Origin of the sequence: Amycolatopsis bartoniae, from assembly GCF_014191255.1 — a bacterium.
In the GTDB taxonomy this organism is placed as follows: domain Bacteria; phylum Actinomycetota; class Actinomycetes; order Mycobacteriales; family Pseudonocardiaceae; genus Amycolatopsis_E; species Amycolatopsis_E bartoniae.
In genome coordinates, this window is sequence record NZ_JACHWH010000001.1 from 751,851 (window position 1) to 769,536 (window position 17,686).

Below are 17,686 nucleotides of genomic sequence, written 5' to 3' on the forward strand. Positions count from 1 at the left end.
GATTTCCCTTGCATGGCTGCGCCTTCCGCACTTTCGCCGTTTTTCGCGAAGTCGGGCATCCGGCGCCCCTTGTTACATCTTTCGGTTGAACGTCTGCTCGTCGACGACTTCAACCCGTAGTGGCAGGGACGCCTTGTCGACGCACGCGCCGGTGCGCGCGTCCCAGATCCAGTGGTGCCGGGGGCATTCGATGCGGCCGTTCCCGATCTCGGCGAACGTCAGGTCCTCGCCCGCGTGCGGGCAGAACCGCTGCAACCGCAGGCCGTCGCGCTCGATCGTCTCGGTGTTCTGGCGCTCGCGCAGCATCTGCATCGTCTGCGCCGGGTGGTTCCCGTACCGCAGCAGACCCATGAACGTGAGATCGAACACGTCCGGTTCGCGGTGCAGTCCGAGGCGCATCGACAGCAGCGCTTCCTCCCAGCCCGCGCGTCCGTCCACAATGGCCCGCAGCACGCGCGGCGAGACCAGCAGCGTGTACTCCGGGTCGTAGGGTTCCTCGCCCTCGATCACGAAGTGCTCGGCCAGCCTGCCGAGGCGCACGTCCCAGTTCTCGGACCCGGCGACGAGCCGGATGTCTTTGCTGAAGTCGCCGAGGAACCGCTTGTTCCACGTCTGGAGCGTGTGAAAGTACTGCTCCAGCTCGGTCATCGTGACCTCGGGCTCCGGCCCGGCGTGGAACTCCGCCCACTCGTCCCGGCGGCGCTCGCGGTAGGCGTCGAGGTCCTCGTCGAGCCGCGCGGTGGCGTGCACCTCGACGCCGTCGCCGACGCTCAGGGAGTCACCCGGGCCGAGCCGGACGACGTCGGTCTCCGGGCAGGCTTTCGCGAAGCCGTCGGCGACCTGGTCCCACACCGGGAAGATCGTCGAGTCGCGGTCGTTGTACTGGGCCAGCTCGGGATCCAGGAAGCACGCCGGCCCGGCCGAGGGCAGGTACGCCTTCGCGCCGGTGAGCTTCACCTTGCGGTACAACGTGTCCATCAGGTCGTCGCGCACGCCCGCGACCTTCTCGGCCATCACCGCCGGCGGGTAGTCGTAGCAGTTCGGGTACCACATCGCCCCGGAGAACTGCGCCGCCAGCAGGTCGATGTCCGCGGGCAGCTCGGACATCGGGGTGTTGCAGTCGTTGAGGTCGAGGAAGCGGAAGCCGTCGAGGTCGAGCAGCAGGCCGCTGTCCTCCTTGTGGCTGGTGTCGAGGAGCATCGTCGCGGTCAGGCCCGGGCCCAGCTCGATCGACTCGCGGTGCGCCAGCGCCGTCACGTCCTCGAACCCGAGGTCGCGGAAGTGGCGGACCATGACCTTGGACCGGTACTTCGCGACGATCACCTTCGTCGAGCGGTCGAACCGCCGCAGGAACTTCTCGTCGTAGTGGTCCTCGTGCGCGTGCGAGACGTAGAGGTAGTCGAACTGCCCGTCGAGCACGTCGTCGAGCAGGAACCTGTTGTCGGGGTAGGGGAACCAGGAGCCGAGGAAGGCGGGGAAGAACCAGGGATCCATGAGGATCCGCGTGCCCCGGTGCTCGACGACGAACCCGGCGTGCCCCAGGTACCGAATTGTGCTCACGAGTTTCGCCACCAGTCGACCAGGCCACGCAGGCCGTCGGGCAGCTTGATCTGCGGTTGCCAGCCCAGGTCGCGGGCGGCTGCGGAGATGTCGGCCAGCCGACGGGTGACCCCGCCGGTCGCGCGCGCGGGCCCGTGCTCGGGCGCGAGGTCCGAGTCCATCGCGGTGAGCAGGCCCAGGGCCAGTTCCCGGAGGCTGGTCTCGGTGGCGCTGGCGATGTTGTAGACCGAGTCGGTCACCGGTGCCTTGGCCGCGAGCAGGTTGGCGCGCGCGATGTCGTGGACGTGGACGAAGTCCATGGTCTGGCTGCCGTCGCCGAAGATCAGCGGCGGCTCGCCCCGGTCGATCCGCTCCATCCAGCGGATCAGGACCTCGGTGTACAGCCCGTGCACGTCCATCCGCGGGCCGTAGACGTTGAAGTACCGCAGCGCCACGTAGTCCAGCCCGTACATCGCGTGGAAGCTGCGCAACATGCCTTCGTTGAACGCCTTCGCGGCGCCGTAGAAGGTGTCGTTGTTGTACGGGTGGTGCCGTTCCGTGGTCGGGAACTCCTCGGCGAGCCCGTACACCGACGCCGACGAGGACGCGACGACCTTGCGCACGTCCGCGGCCGCCGCGGCTTCCAGCACGGTGAACGTACCGTCCACAAGCGACTCCAGTGCGAGCCGCGGCTGTTCGGCACACTGGGTGATGCGCAACGCGGCCAGGTGGAACACGACGTCGACGCCGGTCATCAGCTCCGCCACGAGCGCGGGGTCGTTGATGTCACCGACGACGAGGTTCGCCTTCGGGCCCGCCTCGGCGAGGTTCTCCCGGCGGCCGCGTGCGAGGTTGTCCAGCACGGTGATCTCGGCCGCCCCGGCCTCGACCAGCTGGTCCACCACGGCGGACCCGATCGTCCCGGCGCCGCCGGTGACGAGGAACCGCTGTCCGGTGAGGGGCTGTGCAGTCATGCTGCGATCTCCTGCCTGACCGCCACGAAGGCGCCGTTTTCGGTGAGGCTGCGGGACGCCGCTTCGAGCAGCGCGAGGACGCGGAGGCCGGAGCGGCCGTCGGTGAGCGGTGCGCGGCCCTGCGTGATGGAGTCGGCGAACTCCGCCATCACCGCGCGCAGCGCCTCCTGCTCCGTCAGCGCGGGCGCGACCATGTCGCCGAGGCGGTAGGAGATGATCGCCTGCTCTCGCTGGTGGTCGACACCCCGGTCGTACACCGACACGCGCTGGGTCGGGTTGAGGTCGTCCCACACCACGGTCTTCGCCGAGCCGCCGAGCACCATCGTGCGGATCTTGGTGGGGGACAACCAGTTGACGTGCACGTGGGCGAGCACGCCGGTGTTCAGCTCGATGCTCAGGTGCGCCACGCACGCGCGCCCGGCGCCGATGGGGTCGGAGCCGTGGGCCGCGACCGCGACCGGCTGCACCCCGGCGGGCAGGATCGCGTCGAACACCGACAGGTCGTGCGGCGCGAGGTCCCACAGCACGTCGACGTCGCGCTGCACGATGCCGAGGTTGATGCGCACGGAGTCGAGGTACTGCACCTCGCCGAGCTCGCCGCTGTGCACGATCCGCCGCAGCTCCCGCACCGCGGGCGTGTAGCAGTAGGTGTGGTCGAGCATGAGCACGAGCCCGCGGTCTTCCGCGGTTTCGACCAGCTGGCGGCCCTCGGCGAAGTTCGCCGCGAGGGGCTTTTCGACCAGCACGTGCTTGCCGGCTTCGAGCGCGGCCGTCGCGACCTTCAGGTGGGTGGCGGCGGGCGTCGCGATGGCGACCGCCTGCACCGCGGGGTCTTCGAGCACCTCGTCCAGTGACGGCGTGGCGCGGACGGTGGAGTAGTCGCCGAGTACTTGGCGTGCCCGAGCGACGTCGAGGTCGCACAGGTATTCGAGGCGCAGGCTCTCCGTCGCCTGCGCGTTGCGAACCAGATTGGGGCCCCAGTAACCGGCGCCGATCACCGCGAGACCGATCCGTGGCACGGCGATTCCCCTTCCCGCCGGGAAACCCCCGGCACGCAAGGGAGAACGCGGACCACCGGGTGACCGTTACAGAAACCGTTGCGCAGCAGGGGGTTTCTGTCGGTCAAAAACGCACCGCCGGTGTTGTGCGTACCGGCGGTGCGTCTTTTCGGCCTAGAGCTCCGCGGCCGCGGGGATGACGTCCTTCGCGAAGATCTCGAAGGGTTTCGTGTCCGGCACGGTGGGGCAGTAGCCGATCGCGGCGTCCACGCCGAGCCCGGCGAGCCGGCGCAGTTCGGTCATGAGCTCCTCGGTCTTCTCGCCGTTCGCGCCGATGTCCAGCGGGTGGTACACGGTTTTGCTGATCTCGTCGTAGTCGCGGCCCTCGGCCTCGCAGTGGCCTCGGAGCACTTCGAGCTTGTGCTCCAGTTCCGGGCCGTTGAAGATGTTGCACGCGTCGCCGTACTTCGCGACGAACCGCAGCGTCTTCTTCTCGCCGGAGCCACCGACCATGATCGGCGGGTGCGGTTTGCTCAGCGGTGCCGGAACGTTCATCAGCCGTTCAGCGGTGATGTAGTCGCCTTCAAAGGGCCCGTCGTTGTCGGAGAACATCTGGTGGATGTACCGGAGGGCCTCCTCCAGCATTTCGAAGCGCTCCTTGGTCGGCGGGAACGGGAAGCCGAGCCCACGCGACTCCTCCTCGTTCCAGCCGGCGCCGATGCCGAGGATCGCCCGCCCGCCGGACAGCACGTCGAGCGTGGTCACGGCCTTCGCGAGCACACCGGGCTGGCGGTAGATGACGCCGGTGATCACCGTGAGCAGCTTGGCGCGCTTGGTGTGCGCGGCCAGGTAACCCAGCGTGGTGTACGCCTCCAGCATGTCGTGCTCAGCCGGGCCGATGGACTGGATCTGGAAGAAGTGGTCCATCACCGCGAGGTATTCGAACCCGGCCTCGTCCGCCGCCTGCGCGACTTCGGCGAGTTCGGCGCCCAGCTTCGCGGGACCGTTCGGCCAGGTGAAATCAGGAATTTGCAGTCCGAGCTTCATGGGATTTTCGACCTCCGTGCCCGAACGTATACCCGGAGTCGCTCCAGTATCACGGCCCCGGAAGGTGTGACGTCGGCCGAAACAGCGTCGTAACACCGTTACGGTGGAACTTTCACCCGACGTCCGAGCGTTTCCGGTGCGTACGGAGGGAGGCGTGGGGTCAGTGCACAGGCATCAGAACGGGTTGAAGACGGCGTTGCTGCTCGGCCTGCTCAGTGCCCTCATCATCGCGGTCAGCTCGCTGTTCGGGCGCGGCGCGTTGTACATCGGGCTGTTGCTCGCGCTCGGGGTGAACGCCTACGCCTACTTCAACTCCGACAAGCTGGCGCTGCGCGCGATGCGGGCGCGGCCGGTGTCGGAGGCCGAGCAGCCCGCGATGTACCGGATAGTGCGGGAACTGGCCACGTCCGCCCGGCAGCCGATGCCGGCCCTGTACGTCAGCCCGACGGTGGCGCCGAACGCGTTCGCGACGGGCCGGAACCCGCGCCACGCGGCGGTGTGCTGCACCACGGGCATCCTCGGGTTGCTGACGGAGCGTGAGCTGCGGGCGGTGCTCGGGCACGAGCTGTCGCATGTGTACAACCGCGACATCCTCATCTCGTGCGTCGCCGGGGCGCTCGCGAGCATGGTGAGCGTGCTCGCGAACCTGGCGATGTTCGCGGGCGTCTTCGGCGGGAACGACCGCGAGGAGGGCAACCCGCTGGTGTCGCTGCTGCTGGTGCTGGTGGGTCCGATCGCGGCCGCCGTGATCAGGCTCGCGGTGAGCCGCTCGCGGGAGTACCAGGCGGACGCGTCGGGTGCCGAGCTGACCGGCGACCCGCTGGCGCTGGCCTCGGCGCTGCGGAAGCTGGAGGAGGGCACCCGGCGGGCGCCGCTCGTGCCGGAGCCGCAGCTGGTCTCGCAGTCGCACCTGATGATCGCGAACCCGTTCCGCCCCGGCGAGTCGTTCTCCCGCCTGTTCTCGACGCACCCCCCGATCGCCGACCGCATCGCCAGGCTGGAGGAAATGGCCCGGCGGGGCTTCTGACGGGGGATCGGTCGTAGTCAGCCCGCGCGCAATCCCGCGACGAGGAGCCCCACCAGGCGCCGCACGTTGTAGCGGGGCTTGTCGCCGCCCGCGCTCAGTCCGCCGACGGCACGCATCAGCTCATACGGGTCCTGCCCCGCGCGAATCTCCCCCGACTCGACCGCGGCGTCGAGCAGCCGGCTGCACACCGGCTCCAGGCGGTCGAGGAAGTAGGAGTGCAGCGGGTCGTAGCAGGGGTCGTCGGACTGCAGCACGGCGGCGAGCCCCCGTTTGGTGACCACGAAGTCCACCAGCAGGTCGAGCCACTTCGCCAATGCCGCGTACGGCGTCTCGCTGCTTTCGAGCAGGGCGGGCCCGGCCTCCGCGAGAGCCTCCACCTGGTGCCGGTACACGGCGACGATCAGGTCCGCCCGCGTGGGGAAGTGGCGGTAGATCGTGGCCGTCCCGACCCCGGCCTTCGCCGCGATGTCCCGAATCGGCGCCTCCACCCCCGACGTCACGAACACCGCCGCCGCGGCGTCGAGCAGGTTCTCCTGGTTGCGCCGCGCGTCCGCCCGCTTGGGCCGGTCGCTCACCGCGGTCCTCCCGTCGTTGCTAAACGGGACAGTGTCCCGTATCGTCAAGTGGGACAGAGTCCCGTTTTTTCGATGGTCCCAGATCGGAAGAAGCATGTCCACATTTCTGCTGGTACACGGCGCCTGGCACAGCGGGCGGGCCTGGGAGCGGGTGGTGCCGCTGCTGGCGTCGGCGGGGCACCGCGTGTTCGCCCCGACGCTGACGGGCTACGGCGAAACGGTGCACCTGGCAGGCCCGGAGGTGGGGCTGGACACGCACGTCGACGACGTCGTGGGCCTGATCCTCGCCGAGGATCTCCGCGACGTGGTGCTCGTGGGCCACAGCTACGCCGGGCTGGTGATCTCGTCGGTGGCGAACGAGGTCCCGGACCGGATCGCGGAGCTGGTGTACCTCGACGCGATGGTCCCCGAGGACGGCGAAACGGCGGTCGACGTCATGCCGGTGACACAGTCCCTGATCGACGCGGCGCTGAGCTCCGAAAGCGGCTGGCGTGTGCCGCCGATGCCGGAATTCCCTCCGCCCGCGGGCCTGTTCGGCGTCACCGACCCGGCGGACGTCGCGTGGGTGCGGTCGATGCTGTCGGACCAGCCGGTGCGCTGTCTGCAACAACCGGTCCACCTGGACAACCCGGCGACCACCGCGATCCCGCGCACGCACATCCACTGCACGGGCGGCCCGGCCCGGGTGGAAGGCATGGAACGCCGCCCCGTTCCGCCGACGCAGCCCAACGGCACGCCGTCGCGGGTGTGGGAAATCGACACGGGCCACGACTGCATGGTCACGAAGCCCGCGGAACTGGCGGAGCTGTTGCTGAAACTGGGCTAGACCTTTCCGAGGATCCTGCCCGCCACGTCCTGGATTTCCCGGCGCAGCCGCGCCACCGACCACTGCTGCGTGGCGAGCACGTGCTCCAGCAGGTCGATGCGGGTGTAGGAGAGCAGCGCGTGGGCCGTCCACCCGGCGTTGTCCGGGGTGACCACGCCGGTGAGCAGATCCGTGAACAGGGCGTGCGCCAGCTGGTAGTTCGGGGACTCCAGGAAGGACGCCCGCTCGGACGTCTGCTCCAGGGCCCGGGTGAGCTTGCGGTTGTCCAGTTTGAACTCGACCATCGCGTCCAGCAGCGCGGGCACGCGCTCGCGGGGTGGGGTCGCCGGACCGAGTGGCGGCGGGCCGTCGACGATCGCGGCGGTGAGCCCGGCGATCCGCGTGTCGAAGACGGCCCGCAGCAGCCCGGCCCGGTCGCCGAAGCGGCGGAACAGAGTGCCCTTGCCCACACCGGCCGCGGCCGCGACGTCGTCCATGGTGACCGTCAGCGGATCGTCGGCCGTGTCGAACAGGGTGCTCGCGGCGGTCAGGATGGCCTGCCGGTTGCGGGCGGCGTCGGCGCGTTCCTTCGTCGTCACGCGGCGAACTCCGCGAGCGCGAAGTCGCGGAACGAGCGGGGCGGGACTCCGGTCACGCGCTCCACCGTATCCGTCGTGCGGTCTTCGACACCGGAAGCGACGACCTGGTCCATGCCGACCAGGAAGTGCGCCGTGGGCCCGGGTACGCCGAGCGCCTCGTAGTAGGCGGGCTGCTCGGCCGGGTCCAGCCGCTTGTGCGTGATCACCCGGCCACTGGTCTCGGTCAGGATCGCGGCCACGTCGTCGTAGCTCAACGACTGCGGGCCGGTCAGGACCAGGTCGGTGTTCAGTGCCACCGGTGCCAGCAGTGCCTCGACGGCGACGCGGGCGATGTCGTCCGCGTCGACGAACCCGGCGCGTCCGTCCCCGGCGGACGTGGCGATGGCAGACGTGGCGCGGATGCCGACGGCGTGCGGATGACGGCCGATCACGTTCTGCATGAACCACGAGGGCCGCAGCACGGCCCATTCGGCGAAGGTGTCCGCGACCGCCTTGTGCACGGTGCCTGTCAGCGGACCGCCGGCGGAGACTAGGGAGTTGCTCAGCAGCACCACCCGTCGCACGCCCGCGGCACGGGCGAGGTCGAGGAACGGCAGCATCACGGTGTGCGGGGTCGCGTCGCCGACGGGTGGCACCAGGTACATCCGGTCGACCCCGGCCAGCGCGTCCGCGTGGGTTTCCGGGTCGTACCAATTGAACCGGACAGCGCCCGAGCGGCTGACCGGCCGCGCCACGACGCCCCGCGCGGCCAACTGCCGCGCCACACGGCTGCCGGTGGTGCCACTCGCCCCGGTGACGAGGACGGCGTTCACGCGGCACTCCGGAGCGGGTTCCAGTAATCCCGGTAGTGCACGATCAGGCCGTCGCGGACGGTCAGGATGCTGACGTAGGACTGCTCGTACGGCGCCCCGGTGGCCGTGACGGTGCCTGTCACGGTCATCTCGATGATCGCTACCTCCGGCTTGACGGTCTCGTGGACCTCCAGGTCGCGGATGCCCTCGATGCGCACGCGACCCGCCAGGGCCTTGAGGTACTCGGCGAGCGCGGGCTTGCCCTCGACCCGGGTGGGGCGGCCCGGCGGGGCGAAGGGGAACTCGAACACGACGTCGTCGGCGGACAGGTCAAGCATCACTTCGACGGCGCCCGATTCGGCGGTCTGCCGAGCCAGCTCGCCGAAGACATCCACGGCTGTGGTCATGTGGCCCTCCTCGTTTCCGGACTGCTAGTCCGTTTCGATGATACGGACCATCAGTCCGGTTGTCGAACGAGGGTATCCTCACCGGCGCGAGCGAGGAGGCGGGCCGATGGAGTTCCGGGCGCAGGTCGAACTGAATGGCAAGTCGGCGACGGGCATCGAAGTGCCGCCGGACGTGCTGGCCGCGTTGTCCGGCGGGAAGCGGCCGAAGGTGCGGGTGCGGCTGAACGGGTACGAGTACCGCAGCAGCGTGGGCAGCATGGGTGGCCGCGCGATGCTGCCGGTGAGCGCCGAGATCCGCTCGGGTGCGGGCGTCTCCGCGGGGGATGAGGTCGAGGTCGAGCTGCTGCTGGACACGGAGCTCCGCACGGTGGAGGTTCCGCCCGACCTGGCTCAGGCCCTCGCCGCTGCCCCGGCAGCGCAGGCGGCGTTCGACAAGCTCGCGTACAGCCACCAGCGCCGTTACGTCCTGTGGATAGCCGAGGCGAAGACCGAGCCGACCCGGCAGCGCCGCGTGGCGAAGACGGTGGAGGAGCTTTCCCGAAGTTGCGCCTAGTGGCGTGAGCGGTAGGCGCGCATCTTGTGCCGCGCCCCGCAGATCTCCATGGTGCACCACACGCTGTTCCCGGCGGGCGAGCGGTCGTAGAACAGCCAGCGGCACTCGGGCGCCTTGCACGGCTTGAGCCGTCGCACCTGGCCGGTGATCTCCGCCCGGAACAGGGCGTCGAGCAACCGCGCGATCAAGTCGTCCGCGCCCTCGCCCGTCGGCCGCAGCCCGGGACCGTCCGGCGACCAGCGCGGCCCGGCCACCGCCGCGGCCGCGAACTCGTTGAGCGCGGCCGTCACCTCCGCCCCGTCGAGGTGGTCCCGCAGGGTCTCGCGGAACCGCACCAGACGTGCCAGCTCCTGCTCGTCGAGGGTGAAACCGCGCGGTACCAGCTCGTGCGCGATCAGCCAGCGGGCGGCTTCGGCGGGGTCGGTCAGATTGTCCTCGCCGTAGAGGAACCGCGCCGAGTTGCCGAACTCCTGGAGCGAGCGCAACTCGTCAGGGGCGCCGGGACGCGCTGAGGCCATCTCCGCAGGTTACCGGAACAACCCTGCAAGCGGTAACGCCCTGCGTTACCGTCAAAGCCGTGAAGCAGGTAACTGAATGGCGAGTGGCCGTCGGCGGGCTGTCCGCGATCGGAGTCGGGTACGGCTTCGCGCGCTACGGCTACGGCCTGTTCCTGCCCCGGCTCGAAGCGGACTTCTCCCTGTCGGTGACCCAGACCGGCCTGATCGGCAGCCTCGGCTACGCCGGATACCTCGTCGCACTGGCCGCCGTGGGTGCGCTGGTCGCCAGGGTCGGGCCGCGGCCGCTGGTCGTGGCCGGGGGGCTCGCGGCCACCGTCGGCCTGGCCCTCGCCGCGCTCGCGCGCGGACCGGCATTGTTGATCGTCGGCCTGGTGGTGGCGAGCACCAGCCCGGCCTGCATGTGGTCGCCGTACGCGGACGCGGTCCGGGTCCTGCTGCCGGAAGGCAGGCGGGAGCGGATGCTCGCGCTCATCCCGTCCGGCACCGCGTTCGCGGTCGTCGTGGCCGGGCCGCTCGCCCTGCTGGCACCCGTCACCGGCTGGCGGCCGATCTGGCTCGCCTTCGCCGCGCTGGCCCTCGCCACGACTGTCTACAATGGATTATTGCTCGGGCGTGGATCCCCGATGCCTGTGGGGGAGCGGCTTTCGGTGTCGTGGTTGACCCAGCGCGCGGCTGTCCCGTTGTACGTGACGGCGGTGTCCTACGGTTTACTCGGCTCGGTGTACTGGACCTACGCGGTCGCAGCGGTGCACGCGATGCCCGGCCCGCTGTTCTGGTCGTTGATGGGCCTGTCCGGCACGGCGGGGGTGGTCACGGCGCGGCTGCTGTCACGCCTGGGCCTGGCGCGGGGCCATCTGGTGCTGTTGCTGGCGCAGGCCGCGGCGCTCGCGCTGCTCGGAGTCGCACCGGGCGTGCCACTCGCGGCGGTCGCCTCGGCCCTGCTGTACGGGTGCAGCTACATGGCGTTCGGCGGACTGCTGGCGGTGTGGGCGGGGCAGGTGTTCCCGGAGGCCCCGGCGACCGGCCTCAGCGCGGTATTCCTCGTCACGGGCGGCGGGTCGGTCGTGGGCCCGGTGGCACTCGCCGCGGTCGCCGCCCACTGGGGGCTCGGTGCCGCCTTCCTCGTCACCTCCGCGTGCACGGCCCTGACCACGCTCACCCGGCCGGTGGTCAAGCCGCTCGCTGGGCCGTCGCCACACATTTGCCGCGAACACCCGTCAGACGCCGCCTGCCACTGCCCACCACTGCACATACGACAAACGCCCCGCTGACCTGTCTTCGCAGGTCGCGGGGCGTTTCAGCTGGTGTGGCGGGTAGAGGATTCGAACCTCTGAAGGCAGTGCCGTCTGATTTACAGTCAGATCCCTTTGGCCGCTCGGGCAACCCGCCGCGACTGGTGAACCAGCCGAGAGACAGCGTACAGAACCCCTCGGCGGCGGGGGCAACCGGGGTGAGGTGGCAGCGCTATGGTGTGGCCTAGCCGACAAGCCGAAGTACGAGGTGGGGACACGTGGCCGATCCGTCATTCGACGTCGTGAGCAAGGTCGACCGGCAGGAGGTGGACAACGCCCTGAACCAGGCGGCGAAGGAGCTGTCCACACGCTTCGACTTCCGGGGCGTCAACGCCAAGGTGTCGTGGGCCGGCGAAGAGGCGATCGCCATCGAGGCCGAGACCGAGGAGCGCGCGCTCGCGGCCGTCGAGGTCTTCAAGGAGAAGCTGATCAAGCGGGGCATCTCGCTGAAGGCGTTCGAGGCCGGGGAGCCCGCGGTGTCGGGGAAGATCTACAAGATCAACGGCAACATCATCCAGGGCATCGCGTCGGACAAGGCGAAGCAGATCGCGAAGTTCATCCGGGACGAAGGCCCGAAGGGCGTGCAGGCCCAGATCCAGGGCGACCAGTTGCGCGTGTCCGGCAAGAAGAAGGACCACCTGCAGGAAGTGATCGCCCTGCTCAAGGGCAAGGACTTCGACATCGCCCTGCAGTTCACCAACTACCGCTGATTCGGGCGGCCTGACCCGCGGTTTTCGAGGTTCAGGCGGCCTCGGGTACATCTCCGGTACAACCGAGCGCGGAGTCCACGAGCGAGCGCGTCTGGTCCACCGCGTCCGGCCAGTACCCGACGTAGGTGTTCAAGGTGACGGTCGGCGTGGTGTGCCCCATCGCGAACTGCACGGTCTTGACGTTGCCCCGCCGAAGATCAGGACCGTGGCGAAGTAGTGCCGCAGGTCCCGTAGTCCGAAGCCGCTCGGCAGGCCAGCAGCCTCGACGGCTGGGCGCCAGATGTATGACCAGTCGGCTCGGTGGATTGGACGGCCATCGCCTCGGGTGAACACGAGGTCGGCGGGCCGCACGATCGGCCGGCGGGGGTCGGTCTCGTCCTCGATCTCCTCGGGCGCGGAGCGGAACGTGTCCAGGTGCGTCCGAAGCGCGTCGGCTACGACGGTGGGCAGCTCGTTCGTCCGGAGGCTGGTCTTGGTCTTGGGCGGAGCGAGGAACGGCCGTCGCCCGGCGACCACGGTCAACCTGGCGCACGTGGACCTCGCGGGCCTCGAAGTCGATCGCGTTCTGCTCAAGGCCGAAGATCTCGCCGCCGCGCCAGCCACACCCCGCGGCCAGGTAGACGATCGCTCGGTACCGCTCAGGCAACGCCTGGTAGAGCGCGTGCACCTGTTCCGGCTTGGCGATGTAGTAGCGGGCGTCCGGAATCTCGGGCAGGCGGACGCCCACGCATGGCGAGGTTCCGATCCGCTTGTCGATCACGGCCGCGTTGAACATCGGCACGAGGACGCCGTGGTAGACGGTTGCGAGCGTGCTCGGGGCGAGGTGCTGAGCACGGTCCTTGACCCATCCCCGGATGTGGGAGTTCCGCACCTGCGCGAGCGGCAGACTTCCCATGACCGGCGCGATGTGGTGCCGGATGATCCGCTCAGTCCGCTCGGCCGTGCTGTGCCGGTGGAGCTGCGTCTTGCGCCACTGCTCGGCGTACCGACGACAAGAGCCTTGTGGCCGTCCTGCTCAGCGCCTGAGCCCTGGAGCTGCTGCCCGCACATGCGGTGATGACTTTCTCTACATCATCAAGGCGGCCCCTGCGGGGCCGCTGATCTGGCCCTATCCCTGTCGAACCGCCAGGCGCGGGCGTGCGGCTGGCGCCGGTCCCGCGCGGCGGTTCGACGGAGGCCAGGCGGCCCCGCAGCCGCCGCGAAGGAGAGAAGAACATGCCCTCGCCGGGCAGGCAGGCTCCGGGATGACCAGGGGAGTGCAGGCACGGTCCCGTTGGCAGGGTGGGCGCTTGGTGGTCATCCCGTCGCCTGACTGATGGCTATCACGCCGCGCCGGGGCCGCAAGCTTGGCGAATTCGGCCGGCGGATGAGTCCGAGGGTTGCCGCCCCGACGCGGCGTGATCGAGACGCCATCAGGCGACGGGATGACCACCAAGCAGCGTTACCGAATGGTTGTTGCGGAGCGATGCTCCTCGTAACGATAATCTGTAGATCGACCAGAAAGGTAATAGATTTGTCGACATCAGGGGAATTAAGTGCACGAGCAGATCTCACTTCAAAAGTGACTAACTGGCTGTCTCAGACTGGCTACCCGCTTGAGATGCGCGTTGCTCAGCGCTTGCAAGATGCCAAGCTTGCTCAAAACTGGGAACGCGAACCAAATTTGACATACGTAGATGTACTGACTAATGAGGAGCGTGAAACTGACTACTATCTAGACTGGTGGGAGGAAAATGACAAATATTGTCTTGTTTTCCGCATCGTCATCGAATGTAAGAGCACGAAAAACCCATGGATTGTATTCAGGCGAGCCGCAAAACGTGAGCAACCCGCAACCTCCCTGTTCGACTTTCGGCAGAACCTTACACTTCATTGGGTGCAAGAGTATGGCCAGCTTACGCCGGTCATGACGGCCCTAAACGATCATCTTGAGGGGCGCGTACATCAGTGGCCCGCTCCAGGGTATGCCATTGTGGAAGCTTTCAAGGGAGCAAACAGTAAAGACGCCGCCTACAACGCGGCGCGGCAGACTCTGTCAGCAGCAGTTGGGGCTACGGTGAATACCTGGGATAGCTCGTTCCAAAAGCTTGGATGCTCGATAGTCGCACCGATAGTCATAACCACGAGCCCCCTATTTGAGGCCCGCCTTGATAATGGAGGAACTTCAGTCGTCGCTCAGCCTGTGAGCTGTACATCTGTTGAGGTTGAACTTAAGAGCGTTCGCTGCGTTGCTCGCGTGTTAATTATGAATGACGAGCGACTTGACGAAGTAGTTGCAGATTGCCTTGCGCTGGAAAAGCACTTGCCGCACTTTTCTGAGATCTTTAACCCTCAGCTGATCAAACGATCCAAAGGTGCATTTGGCCCAAGGTGGTATTAGTTTCGCGACCATCAAGGGGTCAACGCCAATCGTTGGGGCGCCGCCCCTAAACCGAGAGCGCGCAAGCTTCTGTCCGAGGCTGGTGCGCCCGGTACAAATCCGGTACAGACGGCACCGACTAGCGACCACAACCAACGGCAAACGACCACCACAAACCCGCAGCTCACAGCCCCTCCCGGGCGCATCCGCCCAGGTGGCAAGCAGTTCACGAACTACCGCTGACCGCGGTGGGCTGACCTGCGGTTTCCGGGTTCAGGCGCCTCGGGTGCATCTCCGGTACAACCGAGGGCGGTATTCACGAGCGAGTGTCGTGGAGACGCGCCATCGCTGTCCTACCCTGAGGATCATTGGCACCCGCCACCACCGCGTCGTAGCGTCATCGGGTCGTCACTCCGTGATGTAATGCCGTCATGGGGCGGAAGATCATCGTGGCTGTGCTGGCCCTCGTGCTGGTCGCCGCGAACCTTCAGCCCGCCCACGCCGCCGAGCGGCAGCGGCTCACCGTCGGCTCGTATCCGCGTGTCGTGCGGCTCAGCCAAAGCAACCGCATCATCGCCGCCGTGAGTGGGTGGGACTCGGACGGCACCGTGGCTCCCGTCTTCCAGAGCACCGACGAAGGGGGCAGCTTCCGGAAGATCAGCGAGATCCGCGACACCGGCGGCGGCCGCGGCGAGTGCTGCGGCACCCTGTTCGAACTGCCCCGCCGCGTCGGGGACCTGCGCGCCGGGACCCTCCTGTGGGCCGCCAGCTACGGGCAGGACGAGGGCGCCGAACGACGGGTGTCCATCCGCGTCTGGGCCAGCCGTGACGCGGGCCGCACCTGGACCTTCCTCTCCGAGGCCGCCCGCTCCCACGACCACGACGGCGTCTGGGAACCCGAGTTCGACGTCGACGCCCGCGGCACGCTCTGGCTCCACTACGCCGACGAGACCGAGGCGCCCGGCTACTCCCAGATCCTCAGCCGCGTCGGCTCCACCGACGGCGTCACCTGGGGCACCCGGCAGACCACGCTCGCCCTCGCGCCCGACGGCGTCCGCCCCGGGATGCCGATCGTGCGGCAGCTGCCCGACGGGCGCTACTACTTCGGGTACGAGATCTGCAACTACGGCAAGCTCTACTGCAACCCGTACTACAAGATTTCCCCGGACGGCGCCGACTTCGGCGACTCCGGCGATCCGGGCACCCCGATCCGCACCGCCGAGGGCAACTACTTCCAGCACGCCCAGACCGTCGCGCTGTTCCCCGGCGGCGCGAACGGCACACGGCTCGTCATGGTCGGGCAGCTCTACACCGACGCCGCCGGCGCCCCGCTCCCCGGCAACGGCCAGGTGCTGCTCGCGAACGACAACCTCGGCGCCGGACCCTGGTACGAGCTGCCCGCGCCCGTCCCCGTGCCCGCCGCGTACAACAACTGGTGCCCCAACTACAGCTCGGCGCTGCTGCCCGTCGACGGCGGGCGGAACGCGCTGGAGATCGCCGCGGACTACGACAACGGCATCTGCACCACGTACTTCGCCAAGGGCCCCGTCTAGTCCTCGAAAGCCCTGGTCAGCGCGGCCGTGAACGTCTCGGTCGACTGGGCGCCCGAGACGCCGTAGCGCTCGTCGAGCACGAAGAACGGGACGCCGTTCGCGCCCAGCTCGCGAGCGCGGGAGATGTCCGCGCGCACGTCGTCGGCGTACGTGCCCTCCTTCAGCACGCGCAGCACCTCTTCGCGGTCCAGACCGGAGACGTCCGCCAGGGAGTCGGCGTCGAACAGCGAACGCTGCTCGGTGAAGTAGGCGCGGAAGAACCGTTCGGTCACCTCGGCCTGCCGACCCTGCTGCTTCGCCAGGTGCAGCACGCGGTGCGCGTCGAACGTGTTGCCCACGATGCCGTCGACCAGGTGGTACTCGAGGCCGTCCGCGGCGGCGAGGCGCTCCAGTTGCGCGTCCATCTCGCGCACCTCGTCCTCGCCGCGGCCGAACTTCGCCGCGAGCAGTGGGGTCTTCGGCCGGGCTTCGCCGGGCGGCAGGCTCGGGTCCAGCTCGAAGGACCGGTACACGACCTCGACCTCGTCGCGCCGGCCGAACTCGGCGAGCGCCCGCTCGAAGCGCCGTTTGCCGAGGTAGCACCAGGGGCAGACCACGTCGGACCAGATGTCTACGCGCACGATCAGGCGAACACCACCTCGCCCGCTCCTATTCCAGTGGTCCTTGTGGTAACGCCGCTAGGGTGGGCCCCGACTGTGTCGGAGGAACGAGGGGAGCCACCGGATGAAGGGCATCGTGCTGGCGGGCGGCAGTGGCACGCGTCTGCACCCGATCACCCAGGCGGTGTCCAAGCAGCTGCTGCCGGTCTACGACAAGCCGATGATCTACTACCCGCTCTCGGTGCTCATGCTCGCCGGCATCCGGGAGATCCTGATCATCTCGACCCCGACGGACCTGCCGAACTTCCAGCGCCTGCTCGGCAGCGGCGACCAGTTCGGGCTGCGGCTGAGCTACGCCGAGCAGGCCGCGCCGAACGGGCTCGCCGAGGCGTTCGTGATCGGCGCGGACTTCATCGGCGACGACCCGGTGGCCCTCGTGCTCGGCGACAACATCTTCTACGGGCAGGGTTTCTCCGGCCGGATGCAGCAGGAGGTCGCGGCCCTCGACGGCTGCGTGCTGTTCGGCTATCCGGTGAAGGACCCGCAGCGCTACGGCGTGGGGGAGACGGACGAGGCCGGGCGGCTGGTGTCGATCGAGGAGAAGCCGGCGCGACCGAAGTCGAACAAGGCGATCACTGGGCTGTACTTCTACGACAATCAGGTGGTCGAGATCTCGAAGGGGCTCCGGCCGTCGCCGCGCGGGGAGCTGGAGATCACCGACGTGAACCTGACGTACCTGCGGCAGGGGCGCGCGAAGCTGGTCGACCTCGGGCGCGGGTTCGCGTGGCTCGACACGGGCACGCACGACTCGCTGCTGGAGGCCGGGCAGTTCGTGCAGGTGCTGGAGCACCGGACGGGCGTGCGGATCGCCTGCCTGGAGGAGGTCGCGCTGCGGATGGGCTTCATCGACGCCGAGCAGTGCCTGGCGCTGGGGATGAAGCTGTCGAAGTCCGGGTACGGCGACTACGTGGCGGCGGTGGCGCGGGCGGCCGGCGCGGGGCAGTAGCTCAGCGGCGGGCTTGCCAGGCGGTGACCGCTCCGGTGACGCCGGCGATCACGGCGCCGAAGATGCCCGGGTCGATCCAGGGGTTGCTCGCGTGGCTGAGGTAGCCGATGCCGACCATCGCGAAGTACGCCGCCACCACGGCCAGTGCCAGCCGCAGGACCAGGCGCCAGCCGTGGGGGTGGACGCGCTTCCAGTCTTCGGTCATCGCTCACTCCGCCGCAGCCGGAAGAACACCGTCCACAGGATCGCCACGATCAGCCCGTTGCGGACCGGGTGCGGGTTGAACGGGTCGTCGGCCACCGCACCAGCCTCACATGATCCGTCCGGGGTAGCA

The 17,686-nt window shown here is 68.6% G+C and carries 20 protein-coding genes and 1 tRNA gene; 8 read left to right on the forward strand and 13 right to left on the reverse strand.

From position 1 onward, the window contains the following. Positions 1 to 72 precede the first annotated feature (72 nt). From FHX82_RS03770 to FHX82_RS03785, 4 genes are all read right to left on the reverse strand, one after another. On the reverse strand, positions 73 to 1,560 hold the full coding sequence (locus tag FHX82_RS03770; protein ID WP_221215326.1) for an MBL fold metallo-hydrolase: 1,488 nt from the start codon (positions 1,558 to 1,560) through the stop codon (positions 73 to 75). Then, positions 1,557 to 2,513 carry an SDR family NAD(P)-dependent oxidoreductase gene (locus tag FHX82_RS03775; protein WP_145933277.1) on the reverse strand — a complete coding sequence of 319 codons (957 nt, stop codon included), beginning with the start codon at positions 2,511 to 2,513 and terminating at the stop codon, positions 1,557 to 1,559. Before FHX82_RS03775 ends, FHX82_RS03770 begins: the two co-directional genes overlap by 4 nt. Continuing rightward, positions 2,510 to 3,532 (reverse strand): Gfo/Idh/MocA family protein, encoded by a 1,023-nt coding sequence (locus FHX82_RS03780; protein WP_145933276.1) that lies wholly within the window; start codon positions 3,530 to 3,532, stop codon positions 2,510 to 2,512. Before FHX82_RS03780 ends, FHX82_RS03775 begins: the two co-directional genes overlap by 4 nt. Before the next feature lie 153 nt (positions 3,533 to 3,685). After that, positions 3,686 to 4,558, reverse strand: coding sequence for an LLM class F420-dependent oxidoreductase (locus tag FHX82_RS03785; RefSeq protein WP_145933275.1), 873 nt, complete (start codon positions 4,556 to 4,558; stop codon positions 3,686 to 3,688). Between the two features lie 163 nt (positions 4,559 to 4,721). Between FHX82_RS03785 and htpX the strand changes: the two genes are divergently transcribed. Then, complete coding sequence (htpX, locus tag FHX82_RS03790) at positions 4,722 to 5,585, forward strand: zinc metalloprotease HtpX (protein WP_145933274.1); 864 nt, start codon at positions 4,722 to 4,724, stop codon at positions 5,583 to 5,585. A 17-nt stretch (positions 5,586 to 5,602) separates the two neighbouring features. Here htpX and FHX82_RS03795 read toward each other — a convergent pair whose 3' ends face one another. Further along, a complete protein-coding gene (locus FHX82_RS03795; RefSeq protein WP_229881187.1) occupies positions 5,603 to 6,160 on the reverse strand; it encodes a TetR/AcrR family transcriptional regulator in 558 nt (185 codons plus the stop codon). A gap of 94 nt (positions 6,161 to 6,254) precedes the next feature. Between FHX82_RS03795 and FHX82_RS03800 the strand changes: the two genes are divergently transcribed. Continuing rightward, a complete protein-coding gene (locus FHX82_RS03800) occupies positions 6,255 to 6,986 on the forward strand; it encodes an alpha/beta hydrolase (protein WP_145933272.1) in 732 nt (243 codons plus the stop codon). Here FHX82_RS03800 and FHX82_RS03805 read toward each other — a convergent pair. Genes FHX82_RS03805 through FHX82_RS03815 form a run of 3 tightly spaced genes read right to left on the reverse strand, consistent with a single transcriptional unit; the run spans position 6,983 to position 8,762 of the window. Beyond that, entirely contained in the window at positions 6,983 to 7,564 is a 582-nt protein-coding gene (locus FHX82_RS03805; protein WP_145933271.1) for a TetR/AcrR family transcriptional regulator, read from the reverse strand. The genes FHX82_RS03800 and FHX82_RS03805 overlap by 4 nt on opposite strands. Continuing rightward, on the reverse strand, positions 7,561 to 8,376 hold the full coding sequence (locus FHX82_RS03810; protein ID WP_145933270.1) for a Rossmann-fold NAD(P)-binding domain-containing protein: 816 nt from the start codon (positions 8,374 to 8,376) through the stop codon (positions 7,561 to 7,563). The genes FHX82_RS03805 and FHX82_RS03810 overlap by 4 nt, the downstream gene beginning before the upstream one ends. Further along, positions 8,373 to 8,762, reverse strand: a complete 390-nt coding sequence (locus FHX82_RS03815; RefSeq protein ID WP_145933269.1) for a nuclear transport factor 2 family protein — start codon at positions 8,760 to 8,762, stop codon at positions 8,373 to 8,375. Before FHX82_RS03815 ends, FHX82_RS03810 begins: the two co-directional genes overlap by 4 nt. 106 nt (positions 8,763 to 8,868) lie before the next feature. On the opposite strand from FHX82_RS03815, the gene FHX82_RS03820 reads away from it, so the two are divergent. Then, entirely contained in the window at positions 8,869 to 9,315 is a 447-nt protein-coding gene (locus FHX82_RS03820; RefSeq protein ID WP_145933268.1) for a YdeI/OmpD-associated family protein, read from the forward strand. Here FHX82_RS03820 and FHX82_RS03825 read toward each other — a convergent pair. After that, a complete protein-coding gene (locus FHX82_RS03825) occupies positions 9,312 to 9,833 on the reverse strand; it encodes a CGNR zinc finger domain-containing protein (RefSeq protein WP_145933267.1) in 522 nt (173 codons plus the stop codon). The genes FHX82_RS03820 and FHX82_RS03825 overlap by 4 nt on opposite strands. 59 nt (positions 9,834 to 9,892) lie before the next feature. Here FHX82_RS03825 and FHX82_RS03830 point away from each other — a divergent pair, with 59 nt between their 5' ends. After that, complete coding sequence (locus FHX82_RS03830; RefSeq protein WP_183176463.1) at positions 9,893 to 11,104, forward strand: MFS transporter; 1,212 nt, start codon at positions 9,893 to 9,895, stop codon at positions 11,102 to 11,104. A gap of 36 nt (positions 11,105 to 11,140) precedes the next feature. Here FHX82_RS03830 and FHX82_RS03835 read toward each other — a convergent pair. Next, positions 11,141 to 11,222: transfer RNA gene (locus FHX82_RS03835), tRNA-Tyr, on the reverse strand. Positions 11,223 to 11,343: 121 nt separating this feature from the next. Here FHX82_RS03835 and FHX82_RS03840 point away from each other — a divergent pair. Continuing rightward, positions 11,344 to 11,835 carry a YajQ family cyclic di-GMP-binding protein gene (locus tag FHX82_RS03840; RefSeq protein ID WP_145933265.1) on the forward strand — a complete coding sequence of 164 codons (492 nt, stop codon included), beginning with the start codon at positions 11,344 to 11,346 and terminating at the stop codon, positions 11,833 to 11,835. A gap of 31 nt (positions 11,836 to 11,866) precedes the next feature. On the opposite strand, the gene FHX82_RS37615 is transcribed toward FHX82_RS03840, so the two are convergent. Next, positions 11,867 to 12,007, reverse strand: coding sequence for a hypothetical protein (locus FHX82_RS37615; protein WP_229881184.1), 141 nt, complete (start codon positions 12,005 to 12,007; stop codon positions 11,867 to 11,869). A 1,389-nt stretch (positions 12,008 to 13,396) separates the two neighbouring features. On the opposite strand from FHX82_RS37615, the gene FHX82_RS03850 reads away from it, so the two are divergent. After that, a complete protein-coding gene (locus tag FHX82_RS03850) occupies positions 13,397 to 14,215 on the forward strand; it encodes a hypothetical protein (RefSeq protein ID WP_145933264.1) in 819 nt (272 codons plus the stop codon). A gap of 410 nt (positions 14,216 to 14,625) precedes the next feature. Further along, complete coding sequence (locus tag FHX82_RS03855) at positions 14,626 to 15,747, forward strand: sialidase family protein (protein ID WP_145933263.1); 1,122 nt, start codon at positions 14,626 to 14,628, stop codon at positions 15,745 to 15,747. Here FHX82_RS03855 and FHX82_RS03860 read toward each other — a convergent pair. Continuing rightward, positions 15,744 to 16,367 (reverse strand): DsbA family oxidoreductase, encoded by a 624-nt coding sequence (locus FHX82_RS03860; protein ID WP_145933262.1) that lies wholly within the window; start codon positions 16,365 to 16,367, stop codon positions 15,744 to 15,746. The two genes, FHX82_RS03855 and FHX82_RS03860, sit on opposite strands and share 4 nt — an antisense overlap. 103 nt (positions 16,368 to 16,470) lie before the next feature. Between FHX82_RS03860 and rfbA the strand changes: the two genes are divergently transcribed. Beyond that, positions 16,471 to 17,352, forward strand: coding sequence for a glucose-1-phosphate thymidylyltransferase RfbA (gene rfbA, locus FHX82_RS03865; RefSeq protein ID WP_145933261.1), 882 nt, complete (start codon positions 16,471 to 16,473; stop codon positions 17,350 to 17,352). A gap of 1 nt (position 17,353) precedes the next feature. On the opposite strand, the gene FHX82_RS03870 is transcribed toward rfbA, so the two are convergent. Further along, on the reverse strand, positions 17,354 to 17,557 hold the full coding sequence (locus FHX82_RS03870) for a hypothetical protein (RefSeq protein ID WP_145933260.1): 204 nt from the start codon (positions 17,555 to 17,557) through the stop codon (positions 17,354 to 17,356). Between the last annotated feature and the right edge of the window lie 129 nt (positions 17,558 to 17,686).

Excerpts from the sequence above, each read along its gene's own strand:
- FHX82_RS03775 (WP_145933277.1), bottom strand. The coding sequence starts at position 2,513 with ATGACTGCACAGCCCCTCACCGGACAGCGGTTCCTCGTCACCGGCGGC.
- FHX82_RS03785 (WP_145933275.1), bottom strand. The coding sequence starts at position 4,558 with ATGAAGCTCGGACTGCAAATTCCTGATTTCACCTGGCCGAACGGTCCC.
- FHX82_RS03800 (WP_145933272.1), top strand. The coding sequence starts at position 6,255 with ATGTCCACATTTCTGCTGGTACACGGCGCCTGGCACAGCGGGCGGGCC.
- FHX82_RS03815 (WP_145933269.1), bottom strand. The coding sequence starts at position 8,762 with ATGACCACAGCCGTGGATGTCTTCGGCGAGCTGGCTCGGCAGACCGCC.
- FHX82_RS03820 (WP_145933268.1), top strand. The coding sequence starts at position 8,869 with ATGGAGTTCCGGGCGCAGGTCGAACTGAATGGCAAGTCGGCGACGGGC.
- FHX82_RS03825 (WP_145933267.1), bottom strand. The coding sequence starts at position 9,833 with ATGGCCTCAGCGCGTCCCGGCGCCCCTGACGAGTTGCGCTCGCTCCAG.
- FHX82_RS03855 (WP_145933263.1), top strand. The coding sequence starts at position 14,626 with ATGGGGCGGAAGATCATCGTGGCTGTGCTGGCCCTCGTGCTGGTCGCC.
- rfbA (WP_145933261.1), top strand. The coding sequence starts at position 16,471 with ATGAAGGGCATCGTGCTGGCGGGCGGCAGTGGCACGCGTCTGCACCCG.
- FHX82_RS03870 (WP_145933260.1), bottom strand. The coding sequence starts at position 17,557 with ATGACCGAAGACTGGAAGCGCGTCCACCCCCACGGCTGGCGCCTGGTC.